Consider the following 16,536-nt stretch of genomic DNA (forward strand, 5'->3'; position numbering starts at 1 on the left):
AAGAAAACGTCTCAACGGCCAACCCTACTTTTAAAAAAGTCTTCAGAACCTTTCTGAAATACAAAGCTTACATTACCAATGCTTTAAATCTTCCTTATTCTAACGCCAAGCTGGAGGCCACCAACAAGCTCATCAAGGATATCAAACGACAAGCTTTTGGCTTCCGAAATTTCAAGAACTTCAAAACGAAAATTCTCATCGCTTTGAACATCACAAAAGAGAGAACCATTCTGATTCTCTCTCGTGCTTAATGATAAGTCACCCACTACAGTTGACAAGGAGCCTGAAATGTTTGATTGGGGAAACTGGTCAACTCGTCTTGGTGGCCGTCGACCATAATTTAAGTGAGGAGTAAAAATGACAATTCAGGATTTATTTGGATTTTTGTCTCTTATCACTGAATACTGTTTGTATCTCTATGTCTTTTCAAAGATAAGGAGTAAGAGACTATCTATAAAATTTATTTTAATTTATGTTGTTTTAGAAGTTATTAGTACCTTGCTATTAAGCGGAGCTGTATCGGTTATCTTAATACCTATAAAGTTATACTTTCTTAGTTTAAAGGTTTTAAAAGAGAATAAGAATCGAGCATTTTTTTATTCAAGCTATACATTTAGTTTTTGTTTTACTTTTATAAATTTTTTTGATTTGCTCTTCCAAGATTTTACACCTGGTAAATTTTGGAATAGAAATTTTACGATAATATGGTTTATTACCATATTATTAACCTTTTTGGTTCATGAAATCTTATTTAAATTTATTAAAATTGATTTTTCAGCATTATTAGATAACGATCACTTTATTGCAGAAAAAATTTTTAAACCGATTAATAGGACTTTTAAAATTGCCGTTTTGGTCATCATTTTGGTTCATATATTAGAAATAGCAGTCGGTCGGGATACAATCTCTCAATATACTCAGTCTCTTGTATTTTCCTACACTTTCCTAATCATCAGCGTTCTGATCTTTTTGAACAACAGAATTGTCGCTTACAAAGAGGAGCTGATGCGTCGCGAAAAAGCTGAGCAATTCAGACGGCTAACCCTTTATACTCGTGAAGTGGAAGAGATGTATCAAACCGTTCGAGGGTTTAAGCATGATTATAAAAATATGTTGATTTCCTTAGAAGACAGCATCCGTGGAGGGGATATTAACGATATCCGCTACCTTTTTCATGAAATTCTGATGCGGGCTAATGTGACATTATCAGAAGGTGAAAATATTGATGATTTGTCTTTTTTGGAAAATCCAGCATTAAAGAGCTTACTTTACCATAAAATCGTTGCGGCAAGGCAAGATGGTGTCGATGTGACCATTGAAATCAAACAACCGATTGAGGGTGTCAATATGGATTTGCTTGATTTTGTACGTTTGATTTCAGTCTTAGTTGACAATGGTGTTGAGGCTGCAAAAGACTCACTGACTCCGAAGTTAACCATAGCGATGCTCTATGAACAGAAGCAGCATATCATTTATGTCAAAAATTCTAAGTCAGCAGGCCTAGTTCCAATTAATCGAATCTTTCAAAAAGGCTATTCGACTAAGGGAGCCAATCGTGGCACTGGACTTTTTAGTGTTAAGGAAATTGTAGATAAATACCAAAAGACCAGCATGGAGACAGAGCAGACTGAAGACAGCTTCACACAGGTCGTATTTATAGGAGGTTAAAATGAATATTTATATTTTAGAGGATGAATTGTATCACCAAACAAGGCTGCAAGGGATTCTTGGAGACATTTCTAAGCAATTAGGTGAGCCGATGATGATCAAAGTGGTCACTGGAAAGCCGGATGAACTGCTGGAAAATATCACAACATTCGGTCGTGACCAGATTTACTTCCTCGATATTGAACTAAAAGGTCAGGAGAAACGCGGACTTGAGGTCGCACAGAAAATCCGTGAGAAGGACGAGCAAGCAACGATTATCTTTGTGACGACCCATTCAGAATTTGCCGCCATTACTTATCGCTACAAAGTGGCTGCGCTTGATTTTGTGGATAAGGAAAAAGAAACTGTTGACTTTACTAAGGATATCTTGGCTAATGTGAGCTTTGTGTTAGAGCGAAATCGTACCATGGATTCAGAAGATGTTTTTGAAATCAAGACCCAAACGCGTCATATTCGAGTGCCATTTCAGGATATTTACTTTATTGAGACCAGCGAGACGGCTCATAAGTTAACTCTTTGGACGGATAGGCAGCGGATCGAGTTTTACGAAAGTATGAAAGTGATTGAGAAGATGGAGCCAAGGTTTTTCAGAGCTCATAAAGCTTTCTTAATTAATCCTAATAAGGTTAAAGAAATTGATCGCCAGGAAAATGTGGTCTATTTTAGTAACGGCATGGATTGCATGATTTCTAGACGAAAGATCAAGTCACTTGAAGAGCAGATTAAAAAGAAAAAATAGATCCGAAGAGTCCTCTAAAGGAATGCCTATAGGGTATCTCTAAAAATGCCATTTTCGATTGACAAAAAACGATATAATATCAGCTGTTCAAATTTTTATAAATGGGTTTTTAGAGGTGTTCTATGTGTCTTTTTTATGAATTGTCATTATCAAAAAAGACTCCATCATCTCTGTAGGAAAGATACCATTACAAGAGATGATGGAGCCAGAGAGATTGGGACCAACGGCTATCATGGCTATCTGTCTCGCTCTTTTTTTATGTCTCATTTTGTTCTTTAAACGCTGCTGTTCAAATGCTTTGAGTTGCTGACTATTTTGGATAGAGACGTTTAGAAAAAGGTTGAGATAAAAATAATGACAAGAATAGGAATTAATCCTATGTAAATCTTGTAACCCAATTTGTGACGCGGGTTTAGTCCGATGCCCGATCTGCCAGCATGCAAGTAAAAGAGTGGTTCCGTCACCCCGGCTTTGTCTCGATAGGTGATCGTGATTTGACTACAGAGATAGATGAGTAATATGAGCAGAATCCGCACAAAGAAATTGCGACTAGCATTTGGGGTGATAAAGGCAAAGCAGAGCAGGAGCAAGGTTACAATGACAACGCCTACACTTCCCCACTGGAGATGCTTCTTTTCCATGTGTTCCTCCTTGTTATTAGGATTATTTTAGACCAATGTTTTGAAACTGTCAAGATTTTGAGAAAAAGTGGTAAAGTTTGTGCTATACTGTAACCATGAAAAAGAAAGAAACCGCTGTCCATTTAGCTGATTTTCCTGAGGAGCTTCAAGATTATTTGAGAGCATCAAAAATTTATGACAGCAGTTCGCGGTCTGGAGCCAAGGTCTTGTACAGCGATAAGGGATATTACTTGAAAATAGATGACTGTGGGAAATTAGCTCAGGAAGCCACAGTTGCTCGTTGGTTTTGGCAAAAGAGGATAGGTGTGAAGGTGGTGCATTACTTGACAGCAGATCGAGATTATTTGCTGACAGAAGAAGCGATCGGACAGGATGCGACGCACTTTCTAGGTAATCCTGAAAAACTGTGTCAAATAATGGCAGAAACACTGCACATGTTACATGGCCTTGTGCCTTCTCGTTTTCCAAGACAAAACCGTCTGGCAGATTATCATGGGACAGCGATGAAGAATTATCAGAAAGGGAGTTTTTACGACTGAGCGCTGTTACCGCAATTTGGCCTGACCAGCCGTGAGCAAGCTTATCAATACATTTGTGATAATAGCCATCTTTTGCAAGAGGACACCTTTATCCACGGTGATTTTTGTTTGCCTAACCTTATTTTAAAAGGTGATTATCAGTTTTCAGCATTGATTGACTTTGATTCAGCTGGTTGGGGTGATTATCATATTGACCTCTTTTGGGGAATCTGGTCCTTGAACCACAATTTAGGGACAGATGCCTACACGGATTATTTTTTAGATTGTTATGGGCGAGAGAAGGTTGATCTGGATCGTTTGAAACTAGTGGTTGCTTACGAAGCCTTTGGCTAGCCAATTGAATGTGAGTTGAAAGGAATGTGTCATGAAAATTACGAAAATCGAAAAGAAGAAGCGTCTCTATTTGCTTGAGTTAGATGGCAAGGAGAGGCTTTATGTCACAGAGGATACCATTGTCCGATTCATGCTCAGCAAGGATAAGTTTCTAACTGAGGCAGAGCTAGCGGAGATTAAGGACTTTGCCCGATTTTCATATGGGAAAAACTTAGCCCTATATCACTTATCTTTTAAACAACGGACGACACAAGAAGTGCGAGATTACCTAGCCCAGCACGAAGTTGAAGATCAGATTATTGAGCAGGTCATTGTCAATCTCCAAGAAGAGCGTTGGTTGGATGATACCAAGTTTGCCCAGACCGTGATTGAGCATAATCTGTTGTCTGGTGACAAGGGAGGCTATGTCCTCAGACAAAAACTCGTCAAAAAAGGCATTGCTAAATCTATTATTGATGTTGCTTTGGCAGATGTTGATTTCTCAGAGGTTTGTGGCCGTGTGGCGGAGAAGCTCTGGCGGAAGTATGATGGCAAATTACCTGCTAAAGGGCTCAAAGACAAGCTGACTCAGAGCTTAATTAGCAAGGGATTTTCTTTTGCAGAGGCCAGTCAAGCCATTGCTGGCTTGGAGTTGGAGAAAGATGAGGATACTGAGCAGGAACTCATCTACCAAGAGTTGGATAAACAATACCGCAAATACAGCAAGAAGTACGAGGGGTACGAGCTTAAGCAGCGTTTGACTCAGGCTTTGGCCAGACGAGGGTACGATTTTTCAGATATTGCTTCGGCTTTGAGGGACTATTTATGAACTTTGGAAGCAAAACCATGAAATTTTATCAAAATTATGGTAGACTATCTGAGTAAAAACTTAAAATTGTAGAAAGTTGGTTAGCCATGAAACTACCCAAAGAAGGCGACTTTATTACAATTCAAAGTTATAAACATGATGGATCTCTCCACAGAACTTGGCGGGATACCATGGTACTCAAAACGACGGAAAATGCTGTCATCGGGGTCAATAATCACACCCTAGTGACGGAAAATGACGGAAGACGCTGGGTGACTAGAGAGCCGGCTATTGTCTATTTTCACACAAAATATTGGTTTAATATCATTGCTATGATTCGCGATACAGGGACATCCTATTATTGTAATCTGGCCAGTCCTTACCTCATGGACAGTGAAGCCCTCAAGTATGTTGACTACGACCTTGATGTCAAAGTCTTTGCTGATGGGGAAAAACGCTTGTTAGATGTCGAAGAGTACGAGCGCCACAAGCGCGAGATGAAGTATTCTAAGGAGCTGGATTATATTTTGAAGGAAAATGTTAAAATCCTCGTTGACTGGATTAATCAGGGCAAAGGGCCTTTCTCGGAAGCTTACGTCAATATTTGGTACAAACGATATTTAGAGCTGAAAAATCGTTAAAGTCGCAACAGATTACCCTCACTGGCTGAGCTAGTGGGGGTGTCTTTTCAAATCAACCCCAAGGAGTCTTTATGGAAGTGGTGTCTTCATTTGTCGAGAGAATCTTTGAAAGCCAATATCAGCAAGCGTTTGGACCAGTTCCAAGCCTAGCCAGTCAGACAGACGAGCTAACGTTGACGAGGGAAAGCGAGGGGGAGCTTATAGTTGTACTACAAGCTAAAATAACCTTGCAAAATGCTCATGTGACAGCGCTGGTCGTTGATGAAGGGCATCATGGTCAGGGATTAGGAGCCGATTTGATGGCTGAATTGGAAGAGCTAGCGAGAGCTCGCCAATTGACCAGCATTACCCTATCTACCAAATCTTATCAAGCAGAAGGCTTTTATCGAAAGTTAGGTTATCAGATTTATGGTCAACTTCAGGATGTGCCACAAAAAGGCATGACCAAATACCATTTCGTTAAATATTTATAGGCCTCATAACAAACACATGAAGAAAATCATTTGTTAAAAAGTTGTGAGATGATAAAATGTCTGTTTTAGAGCAGTCCTTGAAAAAACTGGATGACGTTTATCTGAAATTCTTCAGTTTCGCATCTTCCAGCGCCCTATGAAATGTTTTCTGAAATATATTATTAGATTTATAGTATTTCAGAAATAATTTGGCAGAGTTTTCTTTATGCATTTATCATGTTATAGGCCTACCTTAACCTTGATTTTTTGAGGATTTTGAAGTACAATCAGAAGAAATATGGCTGGGCGAAAACCAGCTAGAGGAGGGATTTAGATGGCATTTTCAAATACACGCGGACGCTATGCTAGCTTTGGTATTGTCACCTCGCTACCGAGTGAGGCCATCGATATTTTCTGGGAGATCATCGACAATAATCTCAAGGGTGTCTTTACCCTTAAACCTATCCTCAAATTTCGCTTGAGTAATCGCAGGGGCAAGCTGTCTATTACCTTTAGTCAGGATCAGTTGCCAATGACAATCACCTTTGACTACGACCTGCCTTATGACCCTTTTTATCCACATTCTGTCTATGTTGTTGATCAAAATGGTCGAGAAACCGTGACCTTGCCAGAAGAAGCCCATATGATTTAAGGAACAGTATTCATAGCAAAAGCATTCAAATTTTAAAAGTCTGTTTTTAACGAAAGGTTAGTATCTCGTCAAAATGCTACTGGATGATTGAAAAGTAGTCGCTATTTTACGTTAAAATGAGAAAGAAGAGAGTGGAAAATCGGTAAAAAAGATTTTTTGAAAGTGAATCCGCTGAGAAAGTAACAATCGTCTTAGTTATAAATCTTGTCAAATATTCGTCTTTTGCTAGCTGATTTTTAGTTTTCAAACAGTGGCGTTCATGTTTATATGGTGTTAACTGGCTCAGTGTCCTCTTGTAAATGGGATTAGTAACATTTTTATGCGTTTGTCGGATTTTTAAATACAAGTATACAAACATCTGGCTTTTTAGTATACTATTAAGGGAGTTAAAGAGGAGTTTTTATGCAAAATCAGGTTGATTTAAGTCTGCCAGTGGCTAAGACGATCGAGCAGCATCCAGAACTGTTAGAACTCTTGATCGATTTGGGGTTTACACCGTTGTCAAATCCTGTCATGCGAAATACAGTGGGGCAGGTTACAACGCTAAAAGCAGGGGCTAAGATGGTAGGTGTACCGCTGGAGAAGATTGTTTCAGCTCTGGAAAATAATGGCTATGATGTGATTGGAGTTGCAGATGGCAAGTGAAAGAATCGAGGCCCTCAAGGATATTTTGTTGGATCTCCATCATGGAGCAAGTCCTGAGTCTGTTCAGGCCCGCTTTGAGGAGCATTTTACAGGTGTCTCTGCCCTTGAAATTAGCCTGATGGAGCAGGAGCTAATCTCGGCTAGTACAGGCATTACTTTTGAGGATGTGATGCAGCTCTGTGACGTTCATGCTAATTTATTTAAAAATGCAGTCCAGGGTGTGGAGGTAGCAGATGCTGACCAGCCAGGCCATCCGGTTCGTGTCTTTCGGGATGAAAACTTGGCCTTACGTGCAGCTCTGCTCAGGATTCGGCGTTTACTGAAGCGGTTAGCTGAAGCAGAGCCTGAGGATGCAGAGCAGATTCGGTCTGGTCTCAAACGCCAGATGACCTTACTCGGGCAGTTTGAACGCCACTATGAACGTAAGGAAAATCTCTTTTTTCCAGTTATGGAGCGATATGGTCATACTGCACCACCTAAGGTGATGTGGGGTGTAGACGATCACATTCGAGAATTGTTCAAAACTGCCAACCGTGCAGTGGATGATTTAACAGACGAGACTCTGGAACAAGTAGCAGCAGCCTTTGAGGCTTTTGCGACGGAGTTTGAGTCTATGATTTTCAAGGAAGAGTCCATTCTGCTAATGTTGCTTTTGGAGGCTTTGACTCAGGATGATTGGTTGCAGATAGCGAGCGAAAGCGACGCTTATGGCTATGCTATTATTATCCCGCATGAGAAATGGGAACCAGTGAGAGCTAGCTTTGAAGCGCCAGCCAGTCCAGCTAGTGAAGTGAAGCTTTCAGGGGAGTCTGATAGCCGTGTCATTGATTTGCCTCATGGTCAGGTGACGGTCACTTACACACCGAAAGAAGGGCCAAAAAGTGAACAGCAGTCGGTGGATCGTGCGACAATCCAGCCTTTTGGACGAGGGCATTTATCGGTAGAACAAGCAGATTTGATTCTCAATCATCTCCCTCTGGAAATTACCTTTGTCAATAAAGATGATATCTTCCAGTACTATAACGACAGTGTGCCAGTAGATGACATGATTTTTAAGCGGACACCGAGTCAGCTGGGACGTCATGTGGAGCTCTGCCATCCTCCCAAATTATTGCCCAAGGTTAAGGCGATTTTTACCGCTCTTCGAAATGGCGAGCGTGATAAGTTCGAGATGTGGTTCAAGTCTGAGAGCCGGGCTAAGTTTGTTCATGTAACTTACGCAGCGGTTCGCAATCAGGCTGGCGATTTTGAGGGAGTTTTGGAATATGTTCAGGACATTCAACCCTTCTTTGATTTAGGGAGCGATTTTCATCGTGATTTGGAAAAACCGGAGGAAAAATGAGTTACGAAAAGGACTTTTTAAAAGCGTTTGAAGACTGGGTTAATAGCCAAGTTATGATTAATGAAATGGCCATGGAAGAAAGTCGCCGTGTCTTGGAAGAAGACCAAGATGAGCGGGCGGCAGATGCTTATATCCGTTATGAAAGCAAGTTGGACGCTTATCGTTTTATTCAGGCGAAATTTGACAATTACAGATCTGGCAAGGCCTTTCATGATTTGCCAGACGGGATTTTTGGCAAGCGGCAGTATTAGAATCATATGCACTCAGGACTGGTTTTTCCTATCCAGCGTGAGTAAAGATATGAGTCAGCTCCTCACCAAGAGTCACCTTGAGAAGAAAAAAAGAGCATAAGCTCGGGTTCGTAGTATTTAAAAATAAGAATAGAAAGTAAGATTAAAATGGCAAAGAAAAAAGTAAATCGTAAAAAACAGTTGCGCAAACAAATGGCAGACTTGAGAAGAGCTAGCCAAGAGGTGGTCAACCGTGCAGTGAAATCTGTCCAAGAAACTGCTGATAACGTTGTGGAATCTGCCGAACAGGTGGTAGAAACAGTCGCCAAAAATGTTCAAGAGGTAGCTGGCGCTGTCGTAGATAAGGTCGAAGAAGCTAAGGAAGCTAAGGCTGCTAAGAATTTAGAAGCCTTCATCGCTGACTTTGATGGCGTACCAGCAGCGCGTCTTGAAACCTTTTATGCAGCAGGAATCACCTCGCGCGAAGCCTTTGCCGACTGGACAGAAGAAGCGTTGTTGGAGCTAAGTGGAATCGGGCCAGCAACCCTTAAAAAGCTTAAAGAAGCTGGTGTAGTCTTTAAAGGATAAGACTATACTGTTCATTTCTCATTCAAGGAGGCTTTCTGTATGGTAGCAGAGGCGTCGGATCAATAGATGTCAAGAGTTTTCAAGGCAGAAAAATAAATCTTGCTTTTGCAAGAGGAATCTGCTAGAATAGAGGAAATCAGAGGTGTTTTGAGAAAGTGGCCTTACAGAAAGCGGTGGAGTTGAGAAATCCGCAGGTTACACAAAACTGGTTGCTGATGGTTAAATTGAAGAAATGAGTTGCAAATACTTAGGGTATTTGAATCTGGGTGGTACCGCGGAAATCAGAAATGACCTTCGTCCCTGTCTAGCGATTGCTAGGCAGGTTTTTTATCGTTTTTGATGAGTATGAGATGAGAACGATACCTGTGAGTACAGATTCTTGACTGTGGGACGTCCGACTTTGAAATGTTTTTCGGTTCAGTTTAGGATTAGAGGGGGAGGCCAAGATGTTACATCATGTGGAAATCTATGTGTCAGATTTGAGCAAAAGCAGAGCCTTTTATGACTTGCTCTTGCCAGATTTGGGCTACATTCTTTATCAAGACTGGGCTGGTGGGTTTAGCTTTAAAAAGGATAAGGAATATCTGGTATTTGTTCAAGCAGAGGAGGACTTTTTGACAGCAGGCTACCACCGCAAGCGGATTGGTCTCAACCATTTAGCCTTTTATGGTGGCAATCCTGATGAGGTGAAGCAGTTACACCAGCGTCTACAGACTGCGGGCGTTGCCATGCTTTACGAAGATCGCTTTCCCTATGCAGGCGGCTCAGAATACTTTGCTTTTTACTGCGAAGATCCTGATCGGATAAAAATTGAGATTGTGGCGAAGGAGGAGCGATGAACATCATGATTATCGGAGCGCAAGCGTCAGGCAAGATGACTGTTGGTCAAGAACTGGCTAAGCTGACGGGTGCGACCTTGATCCACAACCATGAGACTATTGATTTTGTTCTGCGGTTTATTCCTGATTTTACCGAGGACATGGTTGAGCTTAATTCTCGGATTAACTTCGATATTTGCGATGTTTTTGCACAATACGGTCGAGATTGGATTGGCACGGCTGTGATTGATTTCAAGGATGAGAATCATGTTGGTTTTTTGACCATTATTCAGAACATCTTTCACCGACATGGGCGAAAAATTCTCTTTGTGGAATTGGATGTGGGCTTGGAAGAACGGCTTTGCCGGAATCGAAGTGAAAATCGTCTCAAGCATAAGCCACTCAAGCGACATATCGAGGTTTCAGAGCGTGAGATTTTAGAGACAGCAAACAGATGTCAGTACATTTCCAGTCAAGTCCCAGAAGGACTAGAACTGTATCTGAAAATAGATAATACCGAGCTCAGCGCTCACGAAACAGCTCAGCAGATTGTGGCCCATATTGGGAAACTGGAAGTAGAAGGAGATTGAAATGGACTTAAATCAACTTGATATTATCATTAAAGATGTGGCAGGAAGTACTCAGCGTTTGGAAGAATTGCTGGGTATTTCAGCAGACTACAAGGACGAGACTTTTGCCCAATTTACCATTGGTAGCCATACCCTCATGTTATCTCAAATGGCTCTAGTGCCGATAGCAGCTTACCAGTCTGGTCTTATCCTTCATATTCAGGTTTCTGATGTTGATGCTAAATGTCAGGAACTTCGAGATGCTGGAGAGTGCATTCTCAACTCGCCGACCAGAACGGACTGGGGCACTTATTCGGTTTTAGTTCAGGGGCCAGAAGGGATTGTGCTAGATTTTTATAGCGTTATTTAGGAGATTGGAATGATTCAAATTTACCGAGATGATGCTATTTTACCGATTTTGGATGATGTCGCAAGTTTGTATGGCCAAGTATTTGAGAAAGAAACCGACTTTTTCAAACTCCGCGTGAAAAACAGTATTGATCAAAGGAAAAATCCGGTCGTTATCGGCAAGTATCGTGATGGTATTCTTGTCGCTGGTTTATTCGGTTTTGATTTTGGTCCAGACAATTGGTGGGCTCAGCAGATAGACGCACATCTCCCTGCTGGAAAAAATTGGTATGCCAACAGTTTTGAACTCAACGAACTTTTTGTCGCAAAAGATTGCCAGAGTCAGGGACTAGGCAAGGTGCTACTTCAGGAGCTTCATCAGTTAGTTGCGCCTAAAAATATTTTGCTGTCAACCTGTGAGGAAAATAGCAGAGCTATCAAGCTGTACAAACATCTTGGCTACCGAGTGTTCTCAGATAAATTTGACTTTCCAGGGAAAGAAGAGTTGTATCTACTGATGGTTAGAGAGGGGATTCATGATGAAGATTCTAGGAAAAATTGAGAACAACAATCTACCAGATGTCGAAACAGACAGGCTTTACTTACGACAACGGACGCTTGATGACGTCAAGGACATGTTTGCCTATGCTAGTCTGGCAGAGGTCTGCTATCCAGCAGGCTTTCCGCCGATTGAGACGCTTGAGGCTGAGTATGATTATTTTCAAAATCGCTATCACCAAAACTTGGAGAAAAAGGGTTTGCCATCAGGTTATGGCATCACCATAAAAGGAGGTGATCGTGTCATTGGTTCTTGTGATTTTAATCACCGCCACGCTGACGATGTCTACGAAATCGGCTACCTCCTTCACCCCGACCACTGGGGGAACGGTTATGTTCCAGAAGCTGTTGCTGCTTTGATTGAGGTGGCTTTCACCGTGCTCAATCTGCACAAGGTTGAAATCAGGTGTTACAGTCATAATCAGCAGAGCCAACGCGTCGCAGAAAAACTCGGCTTCACCCTTGAAGCCAGAATCCGTGAGCGTAAAGACGTTACGGGCAATCGCTGTGATGAGTTGGCTTATGGGTTGTTGAAAGAGGAGTGGGAGGAGAGAGAATGAATCTATTTCAAATTGAGCAAGGTGGTCTGCAAGGTTTAGAAGAAAAACCATTCAAACTGGAAAAAGAGATACAGGGACTTTTTGAGGATAATTTGGCTACTATTACTGGTTTAGAGTTTGTTAGTTCTGAGTTCTCAATTCAAAACCAGCGATTGGATACGCTAGCTTTTGATTATGAGAACCAATCGTTTGTCATTATGGAATACAAGCGCTCAACCAACCAGAGTGTCTTGGATCAGGGAGTTTCCTATTTGAATACTTTATTAAAATATAAAGCAGATTTTATTTTAGAATACCAAGAACAGACTGGGAAGCTTCTTACAAAGAAAGATGTAGACTGGTCTCAGAGTAAAGTGGTTTTTATATCTCCTAATTTCACAGCTTTCCAAAAGCAAGCAGTAGATTTTAAAGATTTGAATATTGAACTTTGGGAGGTTAAAAGATTTACGAATAATGTTTTATTGGTCAACGGAGTGCTCAAATCAGCAAATGCACCTAGTATTAAGGTGAAAACAGACCAAGTGGCTGGAGCAGAGTTTGAGGGTCTCAGAGAAATTGTGACGTATACAGAAGAACAACATTTTTTAGGAAAATCTGAGGAAGTTTTAGAGTCCTATCAAGAATTTAGACAGGCTATCATACAGTTAGTTCCAGATATTGTTTTAGATCCTAAAAAACTTTATATTGCTTTTAAAAAGAATAAGAAAAATATTATTGATATTGAGATTCAGAAGAAACAGTTGAAATTATTTATCAATGCTAAAATGGGACAAATTGATGATCCAAAAGGGTTGTTAAAGGATGTCTCTTCGATTGGTCACAGGGGTAATGGGGATTACCAAATTATCATCAAAACTACCCGAAATTTAGAGTATATCATGAGTTGTATAAAGCAGATTTTATAGAAAAGAAGGAGTAAATCTAATGTCAAAAGAACTATCACCAAAATACAATCCAGCCGAGGTTGAGGCTGGGCGCTATCAAAAATGGCTGGAGGCAGATGTCTTTAAGCCATCAGGAGATGCTGAGGCGAAGCCCTATTCCATCGTGATTCCACCGCCGAATGTGACAGGTAAACTCCACTTGGGGCATGCATGGGATACGACTTTGCAGGATATTATTATCCGTCAAAAACGTATGCAGGGCTTTGACACCTTGTGGTTGCCGGGGATGGACCACGCAGGGATTGCGACTCAGGCTAAGGTTGAGGAGCGTCTGCGTGAACAGGGCATTTCCCGCTATGACCTCGGTCGTGAGAAATTCTTGGACAAGGTCTGGGAGTGGAAGGATGAGTACGCAGCGACCATCAAGGAACAGTGGGGCAAAATGGGCTTGTCGCTTGACTATTCGCGCGAGCGCTTCACTCTTGATGAGGGCTTGTCAAAGGCTGTTCGTAAGGTTTTTGTTGACTTGTACAAAAAAGGCCTCATCTACCGTGGCGAGTTCATCATCAACTGGGATCCAGCAGCCCGCACAGCGCTATCTGACATTGAGGTAATCCATAAGGACATTGAGGGGAATGAGCATTACTTTAAATATATGTTTGCAGACGGTAGTGGTGAGTATTTAACCATCATGACCACGCGTCCTGAAACCATGTTTGGAGATGGTGCGATCGCTGTTCATCCAGATGATGAGCGCTATCAGCATTTGATCGGTAAAGAGGTTATTGTCCCCTTAACGGGTTATAAAATTCCGATCATTGCAGATGAATATGTAACGATGGACAAGGGCTCTGGCTGTGTGAAGATTACGCCAGCTCATGATCCAAATGACTTTGAGGTTGGTCAGCGCCATCATATCAAGCAGGACATCATCATGGATAAAGATGGTCGTATGTCTAAGTCCCACCGTGTGCCAGAGCGTTACCAAGGTCTGGATCGCTACGAAGCTCGTAAGCTCTACTTGGCAGATACCAAGGAAGCTGGTCTTTTAAAAGAAGTTAAACCGATTATTCACTCTGTCGGACATTCTGAGCGCACAGGAGTAGTTGTTGAACCTTATTTATCCACCCAATGGTTTGTCAAAATGGATGAATTGGCAAAAAATGCGATTGCCAATCAAAACACAGACGATGAAGTGAAATTCTACCCACCACGCTTTAACGATACTTTCCTTCAATGGATGGAAAATGTGCATGACTGGGTGATTTCACGCCAGCTCTGGTGGGGGCATCAAATTCCAGCTTGGTACAATGAAGCCGGTGACATCTACGTTGGTGAAGAAGCACCAGCAGGTGACGGTTGGGTGCAGGACGAAGATGTCCTTGATACTTGGTTTAGCTCAGCCCTGTGGCCGTTTTCAACTATGGGCTGGCCAGATGAGGAGAGTAGCGACTTCAAACGCTATTTCCCAACGTCAACTCTTGTAACAGGCTATGACATTATCTTCTTCTGGGTGTCTCGTATGATTTTCCAATCCCTTGAATTCACAGACCGTCGTCCGTTTGAAAATGTCTTGATTCACGGTTTGATTCGTGATGAAGAAGGGCGGAAAATGTCCAAGTCTCTTGGAAATGGCATTGACCCGATGGATGTCATTGACCAGTACGGGGCGGACAGTCTGCGCTGGTTCTTATCAAATGGCTCTGCTCCAGGACAAGATGTCCGCTTTAGCTATGAGAAAATGGATGCCAGCTGGAATTTCATCAATAAAATCTGGAATATTTCCCGCTATATTCTCATGAATAATGAAGGGTTGAGCCTTGAAGTGGCGCGTGAAAATGTCGCAAAAGTGGTTAGCAGCCAAGCTGGCAATGTGACCGACCGCTGGATTCTTCATAACCTCAATGAAACGATCGCCAAGGTTACGGAGAACTTTGACAAGTTTGAATTTGGTGTGGCAGGGCATATCCTTTACAACTTCATCTGGGAAGAGTTCGCCAACTGGTACGTGGAGTTGACCAAGGAAGTGCTTTATAGTGATAATGAGGAAGAAAAAGTTATCACTCGCTCGGTTCTTCTCTACACCTTGGATCAAATCTTGCGCTTGCTCCACCCAATCATGCCTTTTGTAACCGAGGAAATCTTTGGTCAATACGCGGATAGCTCTATCGTGACCGCTACCTACCCAACGGTGAATCCTGCTTTTGAAAATGAAGCTGCGCATAAAGGCGTGGAAAGTCTGAAAGACCTGATTCGTGCTGTGCGAAATGCGCGTGTGGAAGTCAACGTTGCCCCATCTAAGCCGATTACCATCTTGGTTAAGGCAAGTGACGCTGAGCTTGAGACCTTCTTTAAAGGCAATATCAACTACATCAGGCGCTTCACCAACCCAGAAACCCTTGAGCTTTCATCAAACATGGAAACACCAGACTTGGCCATGTCAGCGGTCATCACAGGGGCTGAAATCTACCTACCATTGGCAGACCTGCTCAATGTCGAAGAAGAACTGGCCCGTCTCAATAAAGAACTCGCCAAATGGCAAAAAGAACTTGACATGGTCGGCAAAAAACTCAGCAACGAACGCTTTGTCCAAAACGCCAAACCAGAAGTCGTCCAAAAAGAAAAAGACAAACAAGCCGACTACCAAGCTAAGTACGACGCCACAAAAGAGCGAATTATGGAGATGGAGAGGTTGGTATAAATAACCCAATCTATACACGAAAACCCAGCCAGAACGGTTGGGTTTTGTGGTATAATAAGACAAATAATTTTTTATAGTAATAAATAAGATGGGTGGTAAGTAATTGTTTATTGGTGAAGTGGAATTTGAAGAGAGTCAACTAGAAGATAAAAATTGTCACTACTTACGTTTAAATATTGAAACCTTATCTGATAATGATAAGGAATTTATTACAAAAAACTTATTGGAAATAAGTTCAGGTAGAGATAGTGATTTAAGCACAAAATCAGAAGCTATTGAATTGGTTGATTATCTGTCAAGATTAGATATTAATAAGCGTAATGGTGCAGTGGCAGAATTTCTTTTAATATGCATCTTGAGAGAAAAGGGTTTTTCACAAGAATATTGCTTTAAAAATTTGGAAGAAAATTCAGCAAAAAAGGGTTTTGATGGTCTAGTTTTCAAAAATAATCAATTTTGGTTAGTAGAGAGTAAATCTACTCAAATAAATCATATGAATTCTCATAGAAATACCATTTACCGAGCTTACACTGGATTAGAAAAACAATTAAGTGGTGCAAATAAAAAAATAACAATCCGTGGCGTAATGCATATAATCATACGAAAATTGTTGGGTCACCTAGAGGACTAATACAAAGAATAGCTTCTTTATCAAAGGATTACACAGACAAGAAATACTCAACTATTGATGAAAATAATGTTATAATCGGATCAACTGTAATTCCGGATAATATAACGAAAAAGAATATTATTAGTACAATATCCGATATTGAAAGTAGTATTTCGATTATAGATAACTATATTAAACACCATAAATCGAAAGACGAATTGATCGTAATTA

The 16,536-nt window shown here is 41.3% G+C and carries 20 protein-coding genes and 1 pseudogene; 20 read left to right on the top strand and 1 reads right to left on the bottom strand.

Translation table 11 applies throughout. The annotated features are described in order from the left end of the window. The 3 genes from A3I5_RS0103755 to A3I5_RS0103765 form a co-directional block, all read left to right on the top strand. Nucleotides 1-251 (top strand): transposase (locus tag A3I5_RS0103755; protein ID WP_018373286.1); only part of this gene is annotated, 251 nt, incomplete at its 5' end. A gap of 106 nt (nucleotides 252-357) precedes the next feature. Next, on the top strand, nucleotides 358-1,668 hold the full coding sequence (locus tag A3I5_RS0103760; RefSeq protein ID WP_018373287.1) for a sensor histidine kinase: 1,311 nt from the start codon (nucleotides 358-360) through the stop codon (nucleotides 1,666-1,668). Between the two features lies 1 nt (nucleotide 1,669). Beyond that, a complete protein-coding gene (locus A3I5_RS0103765; protein WP_018373288.1) occupies nucleotides 1,670-2,407 on the top strand; it encodes a LytR/AlgR family response regulator transcription factor in 738 nt (245 codons plus the stop codon). Between the two features lie 329 nt (nucleotides 2,408-2,736). Here the strand turns inward: A3I5_RS0103765 and A3I5_RS0103775 are convergent, their stop codons facing one another. Next, a complete protein-coding gene (locus A3I5_RS0103775; protein WP_018373290.1) occupies nucleotides 2,737-3,048 on the bottom strand; it encodes a hypothetical protein in 312 nt (103 codons plus the stop codon). A 95-nt stretch (nucleotides 3,049-3,143) separates the two neighbouring features. Here A3I5_RS0103775 and A3I5_RS11570 point away from each other — a divergent pair. The 17 genes and pseudogenes from A3I5_RS11570 to A3I5_RS11575 all read left to right on the top strand — a co-directional run bounded on the left by A3I5_RS11570 (nucleotide 3,144) and on the right by A3I5_RS11575 (nucleotide 16,326). Beyond that, nucleotides 3,144-3,920 (top strand): annotated as a pseudogene (locus A3I5_RS11570) (aminoglycoside 3'-phosphotransferase). Nucleotides 3,921-3,951: 31 nt separating this feature from the next. Further along, nucleotides 3,952-4,728, top strand: a complete 777-nt coding sequence (gene recX, locus A3I5_RS0103785; protein ID WP_018373293.1) for a recombination regulator RecX — start codon at nucleotides 3,952-3,954, stop codon at nucleotides 4,726-4,728. 86 nt (nucleotides 4,729-4,814) lie between these two features. Continuing rightward, complete coding sequence (gene ntdP, locus A3I5_RS0103790) at nucleotides 4,815-5,348, top strand: nucleoside tri-diphosphate phosphatase (RefSeq protein ID WP_018373294.1); 534 nt, start codon at nucleotides 4,815-4,817, stop codon at nucleotides 5,346-5,348. Between the two features lie 71 nt (nucleotides 5,349-5,419). Beyond that, entirely contained in the window at nucleotides 5,420-5,821 is a 402-nt protein-coding gene (locus A3I5_RS0103795; protein WP_018373295.1) for a GNAT family N-acetyltransferase, read from the top strand. Nucleotides 5,822-6,134: 313 nt separating this feature from the next. Next, nucleotides 6,135-6,452, top strand: a complete 318-nt coding sequence (locus A3I5_RS0103800) for a DUF960 domain-containing protein (protein ID WP_018373296.1) — start codon at nucleotides 6,135-6,137, stop codon at nucleotides 6,450-6,452. A gap of 402 nt (nucleotides 6,453-6,854) precedes the next feature. Then, nucleotides 6,855-7,097, top strand: a complete 243-nt coding sequence (locus A3I5_RS0103805) for a DUF1858 domain-containing protein (protein ID WP_018373297.1) — start codon at nucleotides 6,855-6,857, stop codon at nucleotides 7,095-7,097. Then, on the top strand, nucleotides 7,087-8,439 hold the full coding sequence (locus A3I5_RS0103810) for a DUF438 domain-containing protein (protein WP_018373298.1): 1,353 nt from the start codon (nucleotides 7,087-7,089) through the stop codon (nucleotides 8,437-8,439). The genes A3I5_RS0103805 and A3I5_RS0103810 overlap by 11 nt, the downstream gene beginning before the upstream one ends. Next, nucleotides 8,436-8,690, top strand: coding sequence for a DUF1912 family protein (locus A3I5_RS0103815; protein ID WP_018373299.1), 255 nt, complete (start codon nucleotides 8,436-8,438; stop codon nucleotides 8,688-8,690). Before A3I5_RS0103810 ends, A3I5_RS0103815 begins: the two co-directional genes overlap by 4 nt. Before the next feature lie 147 nt (nucleotides 8,691-8,837). Further along, nucleotides 8,838-9,257, top strand: coding sequence for a helix-hairpin-helix domain-containing protein (locus tag A3I5_RS0103820; protein ID WP_018373300.1), 420 nt, complete (start codon nucleotides 8,838-8,840; stop codon nucleotides 9,255-9,257). A gap of 446 nt (nucleotides 9,258-9,703) precedes the next feature. After that, complete coding sequence (locus A3I5_RS0103825) at nucleotides 9,704-10,096, top strand: VOC family protein (protein ID WP_018373301.1); 393 nt, start codon at nucleotides 9,704-9,706, stop codon at nucleotides 10,094-10,096. Next, nucleotides 10,093-10,665, top strand: coding sequence for a DEAD/DEAH box helicase family protein (locus A3I5_RS0103830; protein WP_018373302.1), 573 nt, complete (start codon nucleotides 10,093-10,095; stop codon nucleotides 10,663-10,665). Before A3I5_RS0103825 ends, A3I5_RS0103830 begins: the two co-directional genes overlap by 4 nt. A 1-nt stretch (nucleotide 10,666) precedes the next feature. Beyond that, entirely contained in the window at nucleotides 10,667-11,014 is a 348-nt protein-coding gene (locus A3I5_RS0103835) for a VOC family protein (protein WP_018373303.1), read from the top strand. 9 nt (nucleotides 11,015-11,023) lie between these two features. Next, nucleotides 11,024-11,554, top strand: a complete 531-nt coding sequence (locus A3I5_RS0103840; RefSeq protein ID WP_018373304.1) for a GNAT family N-acetyltransferase — start codon at nucleotides 11,024-11,026, stop codon at nucleotides 11,552-11,554. After that, on the top strand, nucleotides 11,532-12,110 hold the full coding sequence (locus A3I5_RS0103845) for a GNAT family N-acetyltransferase (RefSeq protein ID WP_018373305.1): 579 nt from the start codon (nucleotides 11,532-11,534) through the stop codon (nucleotides 12,108-12,110). Before A3I5_RS0103840 ends, A3I5_RS0103845 begins: the two co-directional genes overlap by 23 nt. Beyond that, nucleotides 12,107-13,015, top strand: coding sequence for a DUF5655 domain-containing protein (locus A3I5_RS0103850; RefSeq protein WP_018373306.1), 909 nt, complete (start codon nucleotides 12,107-12,109; stop codon nucleotides 13,013-13,015). The genes A3I5_RS0103845 and A3I5_RS0103850 overlap by 4 nt, the downstream gene beginning before the upstream one ends. Nucleotides 13,016-13,034: 19 nt before the next feature. Beyond that, on the top strand, nucleotides 13,035-15,695 hold the full coding sequence (locus tag A3I5_RS0103855) for a valine--tRNA ligase (protein WP_018373307.1): 2,661 nt from the start codon (nucleotides 13,035-13,037) through the stop codon (nucleotides 15,693-15,695). Between the two features lie 103 nt (nucleotides 15,696-15,798). Further along, a complete protein-coding gene (locus A3I5_RS11575; protein ID WP_018373308.1) occupies nucleotides 15,799-16,326 on the top strand; it encodes a Hachiman antiphage defense system protein HamA in 528 nt (175 codons plus the stop codon). Nucleotides 16,327-16,536: the final 210 nt, after the last annotated feature.

Origin of the sequence: Streptococcus merionis DSM 19192, from assembly GCF_000380085.1 — a bacterium.
Lineage (GTDB): Bacteria > Bacillota > Bacilli > Lactobacillales > Streptococcaceae > Streptococcus > Streptococcus merionis.